The sequence below is a fragment of the Streptomyces sp. NPDC001903 genome (assembly GCF_042891345.1).
Classification (GTDB): domain Bacteria; phylum Actinomycetota; class Actinomycetes; order Streptomycetales; family Streptomycetaceae; genus Streptomyces.
Window position 1 is genome coordinate 173107 of sequence record NZ_JBIASZ010000010.1, and the last position, 15072, is coordinate 188178.

Sequence of the window (15072 nt, forward strand, 5' to 3'; positions counted from 1 at the left end):
CCGTCCTGGGGGGACACAGCACATGAGCCATGGGCGTCACGTCACCATGCTCACCGAAGGCACCTATCCGCACGTCCACGGGGGAGTCAGCACCTGGTGCGACCAGCTGGTACGCGGGATGCCGGAGGTCGACTTCAACGTCATAGCCCTGACCGGCTCCGGACGCGAGCCGGTCACGTGGGAGCTGCCCCGCAACGTCTACCGGCACACCGCCGTCCCGCTCTGGGGACCGGTGCCCGGCCGCGGCCGCCGCTCGGTGCTGCGGGGCAAGGCGCACCGCCGGTTCACGGCGACGTACGAAACCTTCCTGCTCTCCCTGCTCGATCCTCCCCCGGCCACCGTCGGGGGTGCCCCCGCCCACGGCGGCTTCTCCGAGGCCCTGCACGAACTCGCCGTCCTCGCCCGGGCCGGCCGCCTCGCCGCGGCCCTGCGCTCCGAAACGGTCCTGCGCCTGCTGATGGACGTGTGGACCCGGCCCGGCCTGCCCACCGCCGCCGCCGCGCCCACCATCCACGACGCGCTCACCGCCACCGACCTGATCGAGCACGCGCTGCGGCCGCTGTCCGTGCGGATCCCGCCCGACAGCGTCGCGCACGCGGTCAGCAGCGGGCTCGCCACCCTCCCGGCCCTCGCCGCCAAGTACCTCGACAAGGTGCCCTTCCTCCTCACCGAGCACGGCATCTACCTGCGCGAGCGCTACCTCGGCTACCGCACCGCCGAGCAGCGCTGGCCCGTCAAGGCCCTGCTGCTCGGCTTCTACCGGGAGCTCAACACCGAGGGCTACCGGCAGGCCGACCTCATCACCCCGTGCAACCAGTACAACCGCCGCTGGGAGGAGCGCGGCGGCGCCGCCCCCGACCGCATCCGCACGGTCTACAACGGCGTCGACCCGTACGCCTTCCCCGACGCCGGACCCGAACCCGAGGTGCCCACCCTCAGCTGGTGCGGGCGCATCGACCCGATCAAGGACCTCGAAACCCTCATCCGGGCCTACGCGTTCATGCGCGAGGAGCTGCCCGCCCTGCGGCTGCGCCTGTTCGGCCCGGTCCCGGCGGGCTGCGAGGCGTACAAGCTGCGCCTGGAGGAGCTCGGCGCCGAACTGGGGGTGGCCGACGGGATCTCGTACGAGGGCCGCATCGAGCAGGTGGCGCAGGCCTACGCGGCGGGCAGCATCGTGATGCTCTCCAGCATCAGCGAGGGCTTCCCCTTCAGCATCATCGAGGCCATGTCCTGCGGCCGCACCACCGTGTCCACCGACGTCGGCGGGGTGCGGGAGGCCGTCGGCGACACCGGGCTCGTGGTCCCGCCGCGCGAACCGGAGACCATGGCCCGCGCCGCCCTCGCCCTGCTCCGCGACGACGAACGCCGGGCCGAGCTGGGCCGCCGCTCCCGCAAACGGGTCGTCGAGAAGTTCACGCTCCACCAGTCCGTGGACGGCTTCCGGCACATCTACCGCGAACTCGCCGGCCAGCCGGTCCTGCCCGTCCGCGCGGGCGACGACTGGACGCAGCGGCTCGCCGACCCCTGGTACCGCGAACTCGCCGCCGACGGGAGCCTGTGGTGAGCGGATCCCTCTGGCTGCGCGTCCCCGGCGGGGACACCCTCCCCGCCATCCCCCGGCCCCGCCGCACCGGGCCGGGGGACCCCGGCCCGGCCGGCGACCCCATGGACCAACTCGCCGAACGCCTCGACGGGTTGATCGCGGCGGCCGTCCATCCCGACGAGATCGCCGCCGTCCTCGAATCCGACGGGATGACCGACGAGCACATCCGGCTCACCTACGGCCGCCACGACTCCTTCGGCCTCGCCGAGGAGCTCTACGCCCGGGTGCCCCGGGCCTTCCCGGAGCCGGAGCACGTCCCCGACCCCTGGAAGGTCTCCCTCACCGCCTGCCTGCTGCGCGGGGTCGTCTTCGCGCTGCCCGGTCTCGCCTACGTCCTGGGCGCCCCCCTGCTGGAGGGCCCCAAGGACCGGCTCGGGCTCCCCGCCGGGACGCTGACCCTGCTCGCCGGGGCACTCATCGGCTGGGTGTGGGACCAGACCCTGTCCCACCGCGCCTACACCTGGCTGGGCCTCGGCGACCGGGCCGCCGCCGGGCGGACCCTGCTCGTCGGGGCCCCCGTCGGGGCGGTGCTCGGCATCGCCGCCGCGCTCACCGTGCCCGGCGGGCCGCCGTTCAGCTACGCGTTCGCCGCGGGCCAGGCGCTGTACGTCGGCGCCGCCACCGTGCTGCTGGTCCTCGGGCGGGAGCGGGTCCTGCTCGCCGCGCTCGGCCCGATGGCCGCGGGGGCGCTGCTCGCCCTCTTCACCGACCTGCCCGTGCCCGTACGGGTGGGCCTGCTCGCGGCGTCCCTGCTGGCCGCCTGCACCCTCGCGGTACGGGAGCTGCCGGTGGCCGAGGGCGTACGGGCCGGGGTGCGCCGGATCCGGGACCGGGCCGGACACCGGCCCGGCGAGGGGCCGGTGCGCTGGCGGATGCTGCGGGGCGCCGAGGAGGACTTCGGGCCGCGCGGACCCCGGATCGGGGACTCCGTGCCGTACGGGATGTTCGGCCTCGGCACCGGCCTGCTGGTGCTGTACGCCGCCCTGGGGGAGGTGCTCGCCGGGGGTCCCGCCGAGGCCGTCGCCGCCCCCTCGGCGGTGGCGCTCACCCTCAGCATGGGTCCCGCCGAATGGCTGCTGCACCGGTTCCGCAGCGGGAGCCTGGCCGGGCTGCGGGCGGCCCGCTCGCCCCGGCAGTTCTGGCTGCGGATGCTCGGCACGCTGGGCCGCTGCCTCGCCGCGTACCTGGCGGTGCTGCTGGCCCTCGGGCTGGCCGGCACCCTGCTCTGGCCGGGCGCACCCGGACTGACCGGGGTCCGGGCCGCGACCCTGCTGCTGCTCGGCGCCGTCATGTGGACCGGGCTGCTGCTCCAGTCCTTCGGGGCGGTCCGGCCCGCGGCCGTGGTCTGCGCCTCGGCGGCGCTCGCGCAGAGCCTGGCGCTGCTGCTGGGGGTGGGGCAGCCGCGGCTGATCCAGCTCGTGGTGGCGGGCGCGGCCGCGGTCGTGCTGGGGACGCTCGTCTGCCTGCTGCTGGGGCGCGCGACGGCCCACCGCTGATCCCGCCGCCGATCCTGTCGATCGCGTACAACGTCCTCGTACAACGTGACTTGGTACAACGCGACCCCGTAGAAGAAGAAGGTCCTGATGCTGCTGGTGCCCCTCTACGAGCACCCCGCGGACCGGCCCGAGGACTGGGAGCTGCTGATCCGCTCCGCGGGCCGGCTGCACTCCGTGGTCCTCAACCCCGCCAGCGGGCCGGGCGAGGCCCCCGACGAGCGGTTCGCCGCCGTCGCGCAGCGGCTGCGCGACGCCGGGGTGCCCGTCCTCGGGTACACCGACACCGACTACGGGCGGCGCCCGCACTCCGCCGTGGTGCAGGACCTGCTGCGCCACCGCGACTGGTACGGCGCCGACGGGGCCTTCCTCGACCAGGCCTCCGCCGATCCGGCGCTGCTCTCGCACTACGGGCGGCTCGCCGTCGCGGCCCGGGCCGCGGGCGCCCGCACCCTCGTCCTCAACCACGGGGTCCACCCGCACCCCGACTACGCCGAACTCGCCGACCTGCTGGTCACGTTCGAGGGCCCCTGGGACGCCTACCGGGACGCCCCGGTGCCGCCGTGGACGGCCGACCACCCCGCCCAGCGGTTCTGCCACCTCGTGTACGCGGTCCCGCCGGGCGCGCCCGCCGCCGAGCTCGCCCGCCAGCGGCGGGCCGGGGTGCACTGCGCGGTCCCCGGGACCGGCGCGCACCCGTGGGGGACCCTCCCGTACGCCCTGGAGGCCGCCGGATGACCCGCTTGCCGCGCGGGGCGGTGAGGCGCGGCCGGGTCCTGCCGCTCCTCGTGCTGCTCGTCCTGGCCGCCTGCACCACCGAGGGGCAGGAGGAGCCGGACGACGTGTCGCCCGCCCCGGCGCCGGGGGAGCGCTGGCAGCCCGGGCCCGCGGTCAGCTGGCAGTGGCAGCTCACCGGGAAGCTGGACACCTCGGTGAAGGCGGCGGTGTACGACGTCGACGGCTTCAACACCACCAAGGAGCAGGTCGACTCCCTGAAGAAGGCCGGCCGGCGGACCATCTGCTACCTGTCCACCGGCGCCTGGGAGGAGTTCCGCCCCGACGCCGGGGCCTTCCCGAAGGCGCTGCTCGGCGAGGGCAACGGCTGGGAGGGCGAGCGCTGGCTGGACGTCCGGCGGCTGTCCGAGCTGGAGCCGCTGATGGCCAAGCGGTTCGACATGTGCCGCGAGAAGGGCTTCGACGCGGTGGAGCCCGACAACATGGACGGCTACCGCAACAAGACGGGCTTCCCGCTCACCGCCGAGGACCAGCTGGCCTACAACCGGCTGATCGCGAAGCTGGCGCACGACCGGGGGCTGGCGGTCGGGCTGAAGAACGACCTCGACCAGATCCCGCAGCTGGTCGGGGACTTCGACTTCGCCGTCAACGAGCAGTGCGCCGAGTACGACGAGTGCGAGCGGCTCACCCCGTTCATCGCGGCGGGCAAGGCCGTCTTCCACGTGGAGTACGAGGGCCGGATCGGCCAGTGGTGCGGGCAGTCGCGGGAGCTGAGGCTCAGCTCGCTGCAGAAGAAGTACGAACTCGGCGCCTGGCGGCAGTTCTGCCCGCCCGGCGACTGAGGGATCAGGCCACGGGGAGGACGGCGTGCACCCGGTAGCCGCCGCCGAACCGGGGCCCGGCGAAACAGGAGCCGCCCAGCGCCGTCGCCCGCTCGCGCATGCCGAGCAGCCCGTGGCCGCCGCCCGCGCCGTCGGCCTCCCCGGCCGCCGCGGTGCCCCCGTCGTCCAGCACGGTCACCTCCACCGAGGCGCCGACCCGGACCACGCTGACCTCGGCCCGGACCTCCGGCCCGGCGTGCTTGCGCACGTTGGTCAGCGCCTCCTGGATCACCCGGTACGCCGCCAGATCCACGGCGGCCGGCAGCGGGTCGCCGTCCCGGCCGAGCTCGACCATCACCTTCACCGGCAGCCCGGCGTGCCGGAAGGTGCCCACCAGCTCGTCCAGGACGGCCAGCCCCGGCGCCGGTTCGGTCGGCGCCTCCGGATCGCCGGACTGGCGCAGCAGCCCGACCGTGGCCCGCAGCTCGTTCAGCGCCGAGCGGCTGGCGTCCCGTACGTGGGCCAGGGCCTCCTTGGCCTGGTCGGGACGCTTGTCCATGACGTGCGCGGCCACCCCCGCCTGGACGTTGACCAGGGCGATGTGGTGGGCCACCACGTCGTGCAGGTCCCGGGCGATCCGCAGCCGCTCCTCGGCGACCCGCCGCCGGGCCTCCTCCTCGCGGGTCCGCTCGGCCCGCTCGGCCCGCTCCCGTATGGCGTCGATGAACGCCCGCCGGCTGCGCACGGCGTCGCCGGCGGCCGCGGCCATCCCGGTCCAGGCGAAGATGCCGATGTTCTCCTGCGCGTACCAGGGGAGGGGTCCGGCCAGCATGGCCACGCCCGTCAGCCCCGCCATCGTGAGCAGGGCGATGCGCCAGGTGGTGGGCCGGTCGGTACGGGAGGCCAGCGTGTACAGGGCGATCACCGTGGACATGGCGACGGGCGCCCGGGGCTCGCCGGTGGCCAGCTCCAGCAGGCACAGCCCGATGGTCACGGCGAGCACGGTACGGGTGTGCCGGCGCCGGAACACCAGCGCGGCCGCGCCCAGCACCATCAGCAGCAGGGAGAGCGGCTCGGGGGTCTGGGTCCCGAAGGTGGGCCCGTGCGGGCCGTGCGGATCGGCGAAGGAGCCGACGACCATGGAGACGAGCGCCCCGAGCGCGAGCACGGCATCGGTGGCCAGCGGATGGGACCGCATCCAGTGCCGGGTGGGGGCGAACGGCCCGAGGTCTGTCGTCACCCCGATACGGTACGGCCTGCTCCGCGCGGGGCGGACGGGCCCGTCAGGTGCCGGGACGCTGCGGGGGCAGCGGGGCCGCCGGGGGCGGGCGCCGGCCGAGGGGGACGCGGGAACGTTCCGGCCCCCACTTCGCGCGGACCACGCACACCGCCATGACGGCGGCGATGGCCGCGAGGTGCTCCTTGCCGGCCAGGTTGTCCTTGACCAGCACCTCGCCGATCATCACCGCGATCACGATCGCGCCGGTCAGGTACGCCCGGTACCGCCAGCACACGTAGATCGCGAGGCCGACCACCGCCGCCGAGGGCCCGGTGTCGTTGACGACGCGGTCGGACACCGGCAGGCCGAAGGGGTGGTCGGCCCCCAGCGAGAGCCCGATCCGGGCGTACGTGGTCCCGGCGAGGGTGGCGACGTAGCCGATGACCAGCGTGCGCCACCAGCCGATGCAGATCTCCGAGATCCCGAAGACCAGCAGGATCTGGGCGAGCGCCCCCCACACCGGCAGGTCGAGGGCGGGGACGAACAGGGACAGCGGGGTGCGCAGCACGGCCAGCCACAGCGGGTCGACGGCCTTCACCGATCCGAGGTTCTGGACCGGCTGGAACCCCCAGGACGTGTTCTGGACGATCTGGAAGACCGAGGTCAGGCAGACGGCCCCCAGGGTCATCGGGGCCGCCCGCCACTTGTCGCGGACCAGGGCGTCCCGGACGGTCCAGAACAGGGGCCCCCACTCGCGGCGGGCGAACCGCCGCAGGGGGGTGGTCGTCCAAGCCGTCAACGATTGGTCTCCAGATGTTTGCGGTTCAGCCACTTCGGCAGCCCGGGAGCCTCCAGGAAGCCCTCGGCCCGGCCCGCCGCGATACCGATCCGCAGCAGGTCGGAGCTCTTCTCGAAGAGCATGAACCGCGGTTCCCAGATCGGCCGGTATTTGGCGTTGGCCCGGTAGAGGGACTCGATCTGCCACCAGCGGGAGAAGAAGCTCAGCAGCGAGCGCCACATGCGCAGCACCGGACCCGCGCCGAGCTTGGACCCCCGCTCGAAGACGGAACGGAACATCGCGAAGTTGAGCGAGACCTGTGTGACGCCGATCTCCTTGGAGCGTTCGAGGAGTTCGATGACCATGAACTCCATCAGGCCGTTCTCGGAATCGCGGTCGCGGCGCATCAGGTCCAGCGACAGTCCCTTGGGGCCCCAGGGGACGAAGGACAGCACGGCGCGCAGATCGCCGTTGCCGTCGGTGCACTCCAGCATCACGCACTGGCCGTCGCCGGGATCGCCCAGTCGGCCCAGCGCCATCGAGAAGCCGCGCTCGGTCGCGCCGTCGCGCCAGTCGTCGGCGCGGGTGAGGAGCACGTCCATCTCGTCGGCCGGGATGTCGGCGTGGCGGCGGATCCGGACGGTGTAACCGGCGCGCTTGACGCGGTTGTAGGCCTGCCGGACGGTCCGCATGGCGCGGCCCTCCAGGGTGAACTCGTCGGTCTCGACGATGGCCTCGTCGCCCAGTTCCAGCGCGTCCAGTCCGTGGCGCGCGTAGATCTGCCCGGCTTCCTCGCTCGCGCCCATGACGGCCGGCACCCAGCCGTGCTCGCGGGCCTCGGCCAGCCAGGGCTCGATGGCGCCCGGCCAGGCCTCGGGGTCGCCGATCGGGTCGCCGGAGGCCAGCGAGACACCGCCGACGACGCGGTACGTGACGGCCGCCTTGCCGGTGGGGGACCAGATCACGGACTTCTCGCGGCGCAGCGCGAAGTAGCCGAGCGAATCGCGGTCGCCCTGCTTGGCGAGCAGCGCGCGCAGCTTCTCCTCGTCCTGCGCGGTGAGGGGGTCGACGGCGCGGCGCGAGCGGAAGGCGGCGAGCAGTACGGCGATCAGGAGCAGCGTGGACATGACGTTGATCACGATGTCCACCCAGCCGGGCGTGGTGATCGCGGCGTAGTCGCGGGCGTTCGGCTCCAGGGTGATCAGCCGCATCACGCCGTACCGCCAGCGGGCCAGGAACGTGGCCTCGGCGGCGTCCGGGTCGGTGTTGGCGGCGCCGACGATCAGCGCGGCGAGCAGCGAGGTGCACAGCAGGCCGACGGCGCCGACCGCGGTGGCCAGCTTGGGGTTGGAGCGGTCGCCCTTGGCGTAGAACTCGCGGCGGCCGAGCACCAGGGCGCCGACGAAGGCCGCGGTCAGGGCGAGCGAGACCCAGTTCTGGGTGTGGTCGCGGAACTCCGGGTAGCAGAGGTTGAAGTCACCGCTGGTGCACGGGGCGAAGGCGGCGGTGGCGAACGCCAGCAGCAGCATGCCGCTGAGCACCAGGTTCAGGATCCACGCGGCCCGCTTGCGGCGGCCCATGGTGACCGCGAGCAGCAGCGAGAACATGCCGGAGGCGAAGCCCGCCGTGAGCAGGTACGGGGTGTAGAAGTCGGCGGTGTTGTGCCGGCGCAGGTCCTGGCCGAGCGAAAGCCACACCGCGCTGAGGAAGTTGACGAAGGTGACGGCGCGCAGGTACCAGACCGCGAACGCGGCGCCGCGCCGCGAGCGGGCGGATCCCCGGCCGGTCTCCCGGCCGCCCCCTTCGTCCTTCCTGTCGTCTTTCCTGCTGGTCGTGTCCTTGCCGGACCCCTGGGCCGCCTTGGCGGCCTGTGCGGTGGTCCGGTCGATGTCTGCGCTGGTCAAGCGGGCCTCTCCCATGAAACGCGATCATATGGGGCGCCGCCGACCGGGCGCTCAGTCCTCCGGCTGCTCAGGCTCCTGCGGCTCCCCTGCCGTCTGCTCCGGGAGCTGCGCCGCGAGGGCGGCGGCCGCCTGGACCAAGGGGAGAGCCAGGAGTGCCCCGGTTCCTTCTCCCACAGTGACGCCGTGGTCGAGCACGGGGTTGAGTGCCATCCGGTCCAGGGCCTTCGTCTGGCCCGGCTCGCCGCTGGCCTGCCCGGCCAGCCACCAGTCGGGCGCCCGGAACGCGGCCCGCTGGGCCACGAGCCCGCACGCTGCTGAAACGACCCCGTCGAGGATGACCGGCGTACGGCGCACCGCGCACTGGAGCAGGAAGCCGGTGATCGCGGCCACGTCCGCACCGCCGACCGCCGCGAGCAGGGCCACCTGGTCGCCGAGGACCGGGCGGGCCCGGCGCAGCGCGTCGCGGATCGCCGCGCACTTGCGCATCCAGGTCAGGTCGTCGATGGGCCGCCCACCGCGTCCGGTGACCACGGAGGCATCGGTTCCGCACAGGGCCGCGACGAGCGTCGCCGCGACCGTGGTTCCACCGACGCTCAAGTCGCCCAGGACCACGAGGTCCGTGCCGGAGTCGGCTTCCTCGTCCGCGATCCGCTTCCCGAGCCGCAGGGCCGCCTCGGCCTCTTCGAGCGTGAGCGCGTCCTCGACGTCGATGCGCCCGCTGCCGCGACGCACCCGGTGGCGGACCACGTCCTCGGGCAGCAGCCCGGGCTCGCAGTCCAGACCGGCGTCCACGATCCGTACGCCGGCGCCCAGGCGCCCGGCGAGGATCGACACCGGGCTGTTCCCGTCGAGCACCGAGCGCACCAACTCGTGCGCGCCGCCCGCGGTCCGGGCGGACACCCCGGCGGCGGCGATCCCGTGGTCGGCGGCGAACAGCACGACGCGGGGCCGCTCCACCGGCCGGACGGGCACCCGTCCCTGCGCGGCGGCCAGCCACTCGGCGAGCTCGTCGAGCCGCCCCAGCGCCCCAGCCGGCACGGCCAGCCGCTCACGGCGTTCCTCGGCGTCACGCCGGACGCCCCCGTCGGGGCGCTCGATCAGATCGGAGAAGTCGTCGAGATTCAGCGTGGTCATCTGCCAGAGCGTACAGCGGGTAAGGCCCTCCCCAAGCCCCGTCCCGTGACCTCGCGGGACGGGGCCCGGGGTCACTCCTTCAGGACCAGCGCCTGCCCGGCCACGACCAGCAGGACGTGCTCGCACTCACCCGCCACCAGGCTGTTCAGGCGCCCCAGTTCGTCGCGGAACCGGCGCCCGGAAGCGGTCGCGGGAACGACCCCGGAGCCCACCTCGTTGCTGACCGCCACGACCGTACGGCGGGTCGCGCGCACCGCCGCCACCAGCTCCGCGACCCGCTCCCGCAGCTCCTTCTGGCCGCGCCCCGCCCAGACCGCGTCGTCCCAGGCCCCCGCCCGGTCCATCGCGTCCGTCAGCCACAGCGCCAGACAGTCGATCAGCAGCGGCGGCCCTCCCTCCACCAGCAGCGGCGCCAGCTCGCAGGTCTCCAGCGTCCGCCAGCTCGCCGGCCGCCGCTCCCGGTGCAGGCCGACCCGCGCCGCCCACTCCGCGTCGCCGTCCCGGGTGCCGCCGGTGGCCACGTACTCCACCTCCGGGAAGCCGGCCAGGCGCCGCTCGGCCTCGACGGACTTCCCGGAGCGGGCCCCGCCGAGCACCAGCGTCCGGCGCGGCAGGTCCGGCACCGCGTGGTACTCGCCGACCGTCACCGTCGTCCCGTCCGGCACCGCCCGCGCCCCGGCCGCCGCGCACCTGCGCTCCAGCTCCCGGCCCGGCGGGACGTCGTGGTCCAGGTGCACCGCGATCACGTCCGTGGTCGGCCCGGCGGCGCCGCTCGCCCGCAGCCGGGCCAGCGCCTCCGGCCGGCCCAGCACGTCCGCGAGCACCGTGTCGTACGGGCGCTGCCCGACGGCCCCTCCCCCAGATTCCGTCCGGGGGGACCCCCAGCCGGCAGGCGCCCCGCCGGGCGGCAGGTACAGCAGCCGGCTCCCGTCCGGGCCGGTCACCTCGTACCCGGTGCCCGGCGCGTCCATCGGCACCGCCCGCACCCGGTGCCCGCTGATCACCGCGAGCTCCCGGCCGTCCGGCACCCGCCCGGCGGCCGGCAGCCCCGGGGGCAGTTCGACCGGCGGCCCGTCGTGCGGATGGGTGAGCAGGACCTGCCGTACGCCGGCCAGTGAGTGGCCCGCACGGGCGCCGGCCAGCACCGCCCCGGGGGTCAGGTCGAGCAGCAGCGCGCCGTCGACGAGCAGGGAGGTCGCGGCGCGCGCCCGGGCGCCCACGGAGACCGCGCAGGCCGCGCAGGGACAGCCGGGGCGGGGCAGTCCTTCGGGTGTGCCGGTGCCGAGCAGAGTGAGTTCCACAGGAAGATCCTCCCGCGTCCCCGAGACTGCTGCGCGCCCGGCTACTCTGCGGGCAGACTCAAGGGGAGCAGCGTGCGGGAACGTGCGAGCAGCGGACGAGCAACGGAGGCGGACATGGCGTGGACGTGGCGGTTCGAGACGGCCGACGGCAGCGAGACGACCCCGGCGGTCGAGCCGGAGGAGTTCACCACGCAGGGCGACGCGGAGTCGTGGATCGGCGAGGTGTGGAAGGAGCTGCTGGACGGCGGCACCGAGACGGTGAAGCTGTCCGACGACAACGGCACCGAGCTGTACACGATGAGCCTGCGCGCGGCGCTCGACGCCTGAGCGGCGGCCGCTGACGCGAGAAGCCCGGACCCCGCGCGGGGTCCGGGCTTCTGTCGTGCCTCAGGTTCTCCGGGGCCTCGCGGAGGTCAGCCCCGCACGCCGCACAGGTGCAGCAGCGCGGCGACCCCGCGGTACGGGTCGGTCCGCCCGGCGCGGTCCTCGGCGGCCAGCAGCCGCTCCAGCTCCTCGTCCGGGGGCAGCTTCTCCCCGACCTCGGTGCCGTCGGTGAAGACGCGCACGCCGTACCAGGCCGACAGCGGGGCGCCGATCCCGGACAGCGTGGCGGTGAGCCCGGCCAGCCGGTCCGCCCGTACGTCCAGACCCAGCCGGTTCGTGTAGTCGACGGTGTCGAAGGCGGCCAGCGCGGCCGACCAGTCGGCGCCCAGCCCGGGCCGCATGGCGAGGGCGTCGCCGTTGCGCACGAGCAGGGACAGCAGTCCGCCGGGCGCCAGCATCCGGGCCAGCCCGGCCAGCATCGCGTCCGGCTCGGGCACGTACATCAGTACGCCGTGGCAGAGCACCACGTCGAAGCTGCCCGGCAGGAAGTGCGCGCCGGTCTCGCGGCCGTCGCCCTCCAGGAGCTCGACCCGGTCCTGGATCCCGGCGGGCTCGGCCGCCAGCGCCTCCCGGGCCACGGCGAGCATGGCGGGATCCTGCTCGAGTCCGGTGACCTTGTGCCCGGCGCGGGCCAGACGCAGCGCCTGGGTGCCCTGGCCCATGCCGACGTCGAGGACGCGCAGCCGCTGCCCGACCGGGAAGCGGTGCGCGATCTGTTCGTCGACCTGCCGGCCCACGAGTTCCTGGCGGACGGCGTTGCGCAGTCCGCCCAGTCCCTCGAGCCACAGCCTGGCGCCCGGTGCGAAGCCGTCCCCCGACCCTCCGGGCTTCCCTCCGCTCAGGGCCGTTCCCCGCGCTTGACCTGCGGCTTCGGCAGACGGAGCCGGCGCATCTGGAGGGTGCGCATCAGGCCGTACGCCACCGCGCCGCGGCGCGGCTCGTCGGGGAAGCGCTCGGCGAGGGCCTTGCGCAGCCGGAAGCCGAGGGCGACGGAGTCGACGAGGATCAGGGCGATCACGGCGAGCCACAGCAGCAGCGCGATGTTCTGGATGGACGGCACCCGCACCATGCTCAGCACCAGGATGATCACTGCCAGCGGCAGGAACATCTCGGCGACGGAGAAGCGGGAGTCCACGTAGTCGCGGACGAACTTGCGCACGGGGCCCTTGTCGCGGGCCGGCAGATAACGCTGGTCGCCGTTGGCGAGGGCCTCGCGCTGCTTGGCCATCTCTTCGCGACGGCGCTCGCGGGCGCGCTTTGCATCCTCCTTGCGATTGCCGGTCGATGCCACGACGGCCTTGCGCTGCGACTGGGCCACAGCACGCTTCGGCGTCGGGCGGCCCTTCGGGGCCTGCGGGTCACGGGGCTGCGAGAGGTCGGCGCTCACCTTGTCGGTGGCGGCGGCCTTCTCTTCCTTGGAGGAACGGCTACCAAACACAAAACCCAAGCCTACGTGGTCGCGGCCGGGTACCCCACTCTGCCGGGGAACGATCCGGCAACGGCGGGCGTCTTCCCTGTGCAGGGTTCGTGACGCGGGCGTGCTCGGGGGAGCACCTACTCCCTACGCCTGACATGGGCGGAGTGGAGTCGTCCTGGAGGAGGAGCGCATCCGTACACGAACAGTGCGGTAATGGAGACAGGGCCCGTACTGTGGGTCCTGTCGGTGACCTGGAGCACAGTCCGTCTAGAAGGGGGCGCGCGAAGCCCATGAGCGGTGTCATGAAGCGTATGGGGATGATCTTCCGCGCGAAGGCGAACAAGGCCCTGGACCGGGCCGAGGACCCGCGCGAGACCCTCGACTACTCGTACCAGAAGCAGCTGGAGCTGCTGCAGAAGGTGCGCCGCGGCGTCGCCGACGTGGCGACCTCCCGCAAGCGCCTGGAGCTGCAGCTCAACCAGCTCCAGGGCCAGTCGGCCAAGCTGGAGGACCAGGGCCGCAAGGCCCTCGCCCTGGGCCGGGAGGACCTGGCCCGCGAGGCGCTGTCCCGGCGCGCCTCGCTGCAGCAGCAGGTCAGCGACCTGGAGGTGCAGCACCAGACCCTCCAGGGCGAGGAGGAGAAGCTGACGCTGGCCGCGCAGCGCCTGCAGGCCAAGGTGGACGCCTTCCGTACGAAGAAGGAGACCATCAAGGCGACGTACACGGCGGCGCAGGCGCAGACCCGCATCGCGGAGTCCTTCTCCGGCATCTCCGAGGAGATGAGCGACGTCGGCCTGGCCATCCAGCGGGCCGAGGACAAGACGGCCCAGCTCCAGGCCCGGGCCGGCGCGATCGACGAGCTGCTGGCCTCCGGCGCCCTCGACGACCAGAGCGGCCTCGGTTCCAAGGACGACATCCAGGCCGAGCTGGACCGCCTCTCGGGCGGTACGGACGTGGAGCTGGAGCTCCAGCGGATGAAGGCGGAGCTGGCCGGCGGCCCCTCGGCGCAGCAGCAGGCCATCGAGGGCGGTGCCCAGGGCAACGCCCAGCAGTCCTCCCAGACCCAGCACCGCTTCGACAAGCAGTAGGACGGGGTCCGTCATGATTGTCCGCATCATGGGGGAAGGCCAGGTGAAGGTGGCCGACGGCCACTTCGCCGAGCTCAACAAGCTGGACGACGAGCTGCTCGCGGAGATGGAGAGCGGCGACGAGGAGGGCTTCCGGCGCACGCTGGGCGCGCTGCTCGGCGCCGTACGGCGGCTGGGCGAGCCCCTGCCGGACGACGCCCTGGAGCCGTCCGAGCTGATCCTCCCCGCGCCGGACGCCTCGCTCGACGAGGTCAGGGAGATGCTCAGTGACGACGGCCTGATCCCGGGCTGACCTCGGACGCGGACCCGGCCGACCCCCAGCTCAGCGGGGGGTCGGCCGGGTCTTCGCATGTCCGGGGGCGTCCGGGGGCCGGGCCCGCCCGGATCCGCCGGACACCCTAGTGCTTGGTCGGCTTCGAGACCGGCGCCCGCTCCGGGTCCGGGGTGCCGCCGATGAAGTTCTCGAACTTGCGGCGCGGGACCGCCCAGCGCCGGTCGTGGTGGAAGGCGCGCAGATTGGCCTTGGCGCGGGCCCGCGGGCGTTTCGCGTAGAACCTCTTCGCGTACGGGGAGCCGGGCCGGGCCAGCCGGATCGCCCCGATCAGCGCCAGGAAGGGGATGACCGTACCGAAGAAGGCGGTGCGGGCCTTGCCCTTCCACAGGGCGATCAGGGCCAGGAAGAAGTTGGTGGCGGTGTTCATGATGATGAGCCCGCGGCTCTGCCGCTCCTCGGCGGTCAGGTCGTTGACGCCGAACGGCAGGAACCCGCCCAGCACCAGCGCCACCAGCGCGGCCGTCAGGACCACGATCTCGACGCTCTTGCGGCCCTGCTCGCTCCAGTAGACGTCGTCGAGGTGCAGGATCAGCGCGAACTCGTCCAGTACGAGTCCCGCGCCCAGTCCGAAGATCACGGCGGAGAGCATGGCGCCGAAACCGTGCCGGCCGCTGCCGACGGCCCCGAACCCGCCGATGATCACGAGGATGACCCCGGGCACCACGTGGTGGATGTGCATGCCGCCCGGAGTGATGTTCTTGAACGGCCCCCGCCCCGCCCTGATCATCCGCGTGATCACACGGGTGATCAGGAACGAGAGGACGAACGAGAGCAGGGCCAGGAGCAGCGGGAGTTTGCCCGGCTCGACGATGTTCCGGTACCACCAGTGACCCATACCGCCGGCTCCCCTGTCGTGGCAGC

15 protein-coding genes are annotated in these 15072 nt (G+C 73.7%); 7 read left to right on the forward strand and 8 right to left on the reverse strand.

Annotated features, from left to right (window positions below):
• Nucleotides 1-22 precede the first annotated feature (22 nt).
• From pelF to ACFYZS_RS22940, 4 genes are all read left to right on the forward strand, one after another.
• Nucleotides 23-1564, forward strand: a complete 1542-nt coding sequence (gene pelF / locus ACFYZS_RS22925; protein WP_389015555.1) for a GT4 family glycosyltransferase PelF — start codon at nucleotides 23-25, stop codon at nucleotides 1562-1564.
• Nucleotides 1561-3099 (forward strand): hypothetical protein, encoded by a 1539-nt coding sequence (locus ACFYZS_RS22930; protein ID WP_389015558.1) that lies wholly within the window; start codon nucleotides 1561-1563, stop codon nucleotides 3097-3099. Before pelF ends, ACFYZS_RS22930 begins: the two co-directional genes overlap by 4 nt.
• An 87-nt stretch (nucleotides 3100-3186) precedes the next feature.
• Entirely contained in the window at nucleotides 3187-3834 is a 648-nt protein-coding gene (locus ACFYZS_RS22935; protein WP_389015560.1) for a spherulation-specific family 4 protein, read from the forward strand.
• Nucleotides 3831-4673 carry an endo alpha-1,4 polygalactosaminidase gene (locus ACFYZS_RS22940; RefSeq protein WP_389015563.1) on the forward strand — a complete coding sequence of 281 codons (843 nt, stop codon included), beginning with the start codon at nucleotides 3831-3833 and terminating at the stop codon, nucleotides 4671-4673. Before ACFYZS_RS22935 ends, ACFYZS_RS22940 begins: the two co-directional genes overlap by 4 nt.
• A 4-nt stretch (nucleotides 4674-4677) precedes the next feature.
• Here the strand turns inward: ACFYZS_RS22940 and ACFYZS_RS22945 are convergent, their stop codons facing one another.
• From ACFYZS_RS22945 to ACFYZS_RS22965, 5 genes are all read right to left on the reverse strand, one after another.
• Nucleotides 4678-5850: a sensor histidine kinase gene (locus tag ACFYZS_RS22945; RefSeq protein WP_389015854.1), complete on the reverse strand. Its 1173-nt coding sequence runs from the start codon at nucleotides 5848-5850 to the stop codon at nucleotides 4678-4680.
• Between the two features lie 85 nt (nucleotides 5851-5935).
• On the reverse strand, nucleotides 5936-6670 hold the full coding sequence (locus ACFYZS_RS22950; protein ID WP_389015566.1) for a hypothetical protein: 735 nt from the start codon (nucleotides 6668-6670) through the stop codon (nucleotides 5936-5938).
• Nucleotides 6667-8382: a phosphatidylglycerol lysyltransferase domain-containing protein gene (locus ACFYZS_RS22955; protein WP_389015857.1), complete on the reverse strand. Its 1716-nt coding sequence runs from the start codon at nucleotides 8380-8382 to the stop codon at nucleotides 6667-6669. The genes ACFYZS_RS22950 and ACFYZS_RS22955 overlap by 4 nt, the downstream gene beginning before the upstream one ends.
• Before the next feature lie 222 nt (nucleotides 8383-8604).
• Nucleotides 8605-9687, reverse strand: coding sequence for a nicotinate-nucleotide--dimethylbenzimidazole phosphoribosyltransferase (cobT, locus tag ACFYZS_RS22960; RefSeq protein WP_389015568.1), 1083 nt, complete (start codon nucleotides 9685-9687; stop codon nucleotides 8605-8607).
• Nucleotides 9688-9758: 71 nt separating this feature from the next.
• Entirely contained in the window at nucleotides 9759-10988 is a 1230-nt protein-coding gene (locus ACFYZS_RS22965) for a bifunctional adenosylcobinamide kinase/adenosylcobinamide-phosphate guanylyltransferase (RefSeq protein ID WP_389015571.1), read from the reverse strand.
• A 114-nt stretch (nucleotides 10989-11102) separates the two neighbouring features.
• On the opposite strand from ACFYZS_RS22965, the gene ACFYZS_RS22970 reads away from it, so the two are divergent.
• The gene (locus tag ACFYZS_RS22970; protein ID WP_389015573.1) at nucleotides 11103-11315 is read left to right on the forward strand and encodes a hypothetical protein; all 213 of its coding nucleotides are present in this window, start codon (nucleotides 11103-11105) and stop codon (nucleotides 11313-11315) included.
• An 86-nt stretch (nucleotides 11316-11401) separates the two neighbouring features.
• Here ACFYZS_RS22970 and ACFYZS_RS22975 read toward each other — a convergent pair whose 3' ends face one another.
• Both ACFYZS_RS22975 and ACFYZS_RS22980 read right to left on the reverse strand, forming a co-directional pair.
• Nucleotides 11402-12160, reverse strand: coding sequence for a class I SAM-dependent methyltransferase (locus ACFYZS_RS22975; protein WP_389015860.1), 759 nt, complete (start codon nucleotides 12158-12160; stop codon nucleotides 11402-11404).
• 50 nt (nucleotides 12161-12210) lie between these two features.
• Nucleotides 12211-12819 (reverse strand): DUF3043 domain-containing protein, encoded by a 609-nt coding sequence (locus ACFYZS_RS22980; protein WP_389015576.1) that lies wholly within the window; start codon nucleotides 12817-12819, stop codon nucleotides 12211-12213.
• Nucleotides 12820-13079: 260 nt separating this feature from the next.
• Here ACFYZS_RS22980 and ACFYZS_RS22985 point away from each other — a divergent pair, with 260 nt between their 5' ends.
• A complete protein-coding gene (locus ACFYZS_RS22985; protein ID WP_389015579.1) occupies nucleotides 13080-13877 on the forward strand; it encodes a PspA/IM30 family protein in 798 nt (265 codons plus the stop codon).
• 13 nt (nucleotides 13878-13890) lie between these two features.
• A complete protein-coding gene (locus ACFYZS_RS22990) occupies nucleotides 13891-14169 on the forward strand; it encodes a hypothetical protein (protein WP_389015582.1) in 279 nt (92 codons plus the stop codon).
• Between the two features lie 106 nt (nucleotides 14170-14275).
• Here the strand turns inward: ACFYZS_RS22990 and ACFYZS_RS22995 are convergent, their stop codons facing one another.
• Entirely contained in the window at nucleotides 14276-15046 is a 771-nt protein-coding gene (locus tag ACFYZS_RS22995; protein ID WP_389015584.1) for a hypothetical protein, read from the reverse strand.
• Nucleotides 15047-15072: the final 26 nt, after the last annotated feature.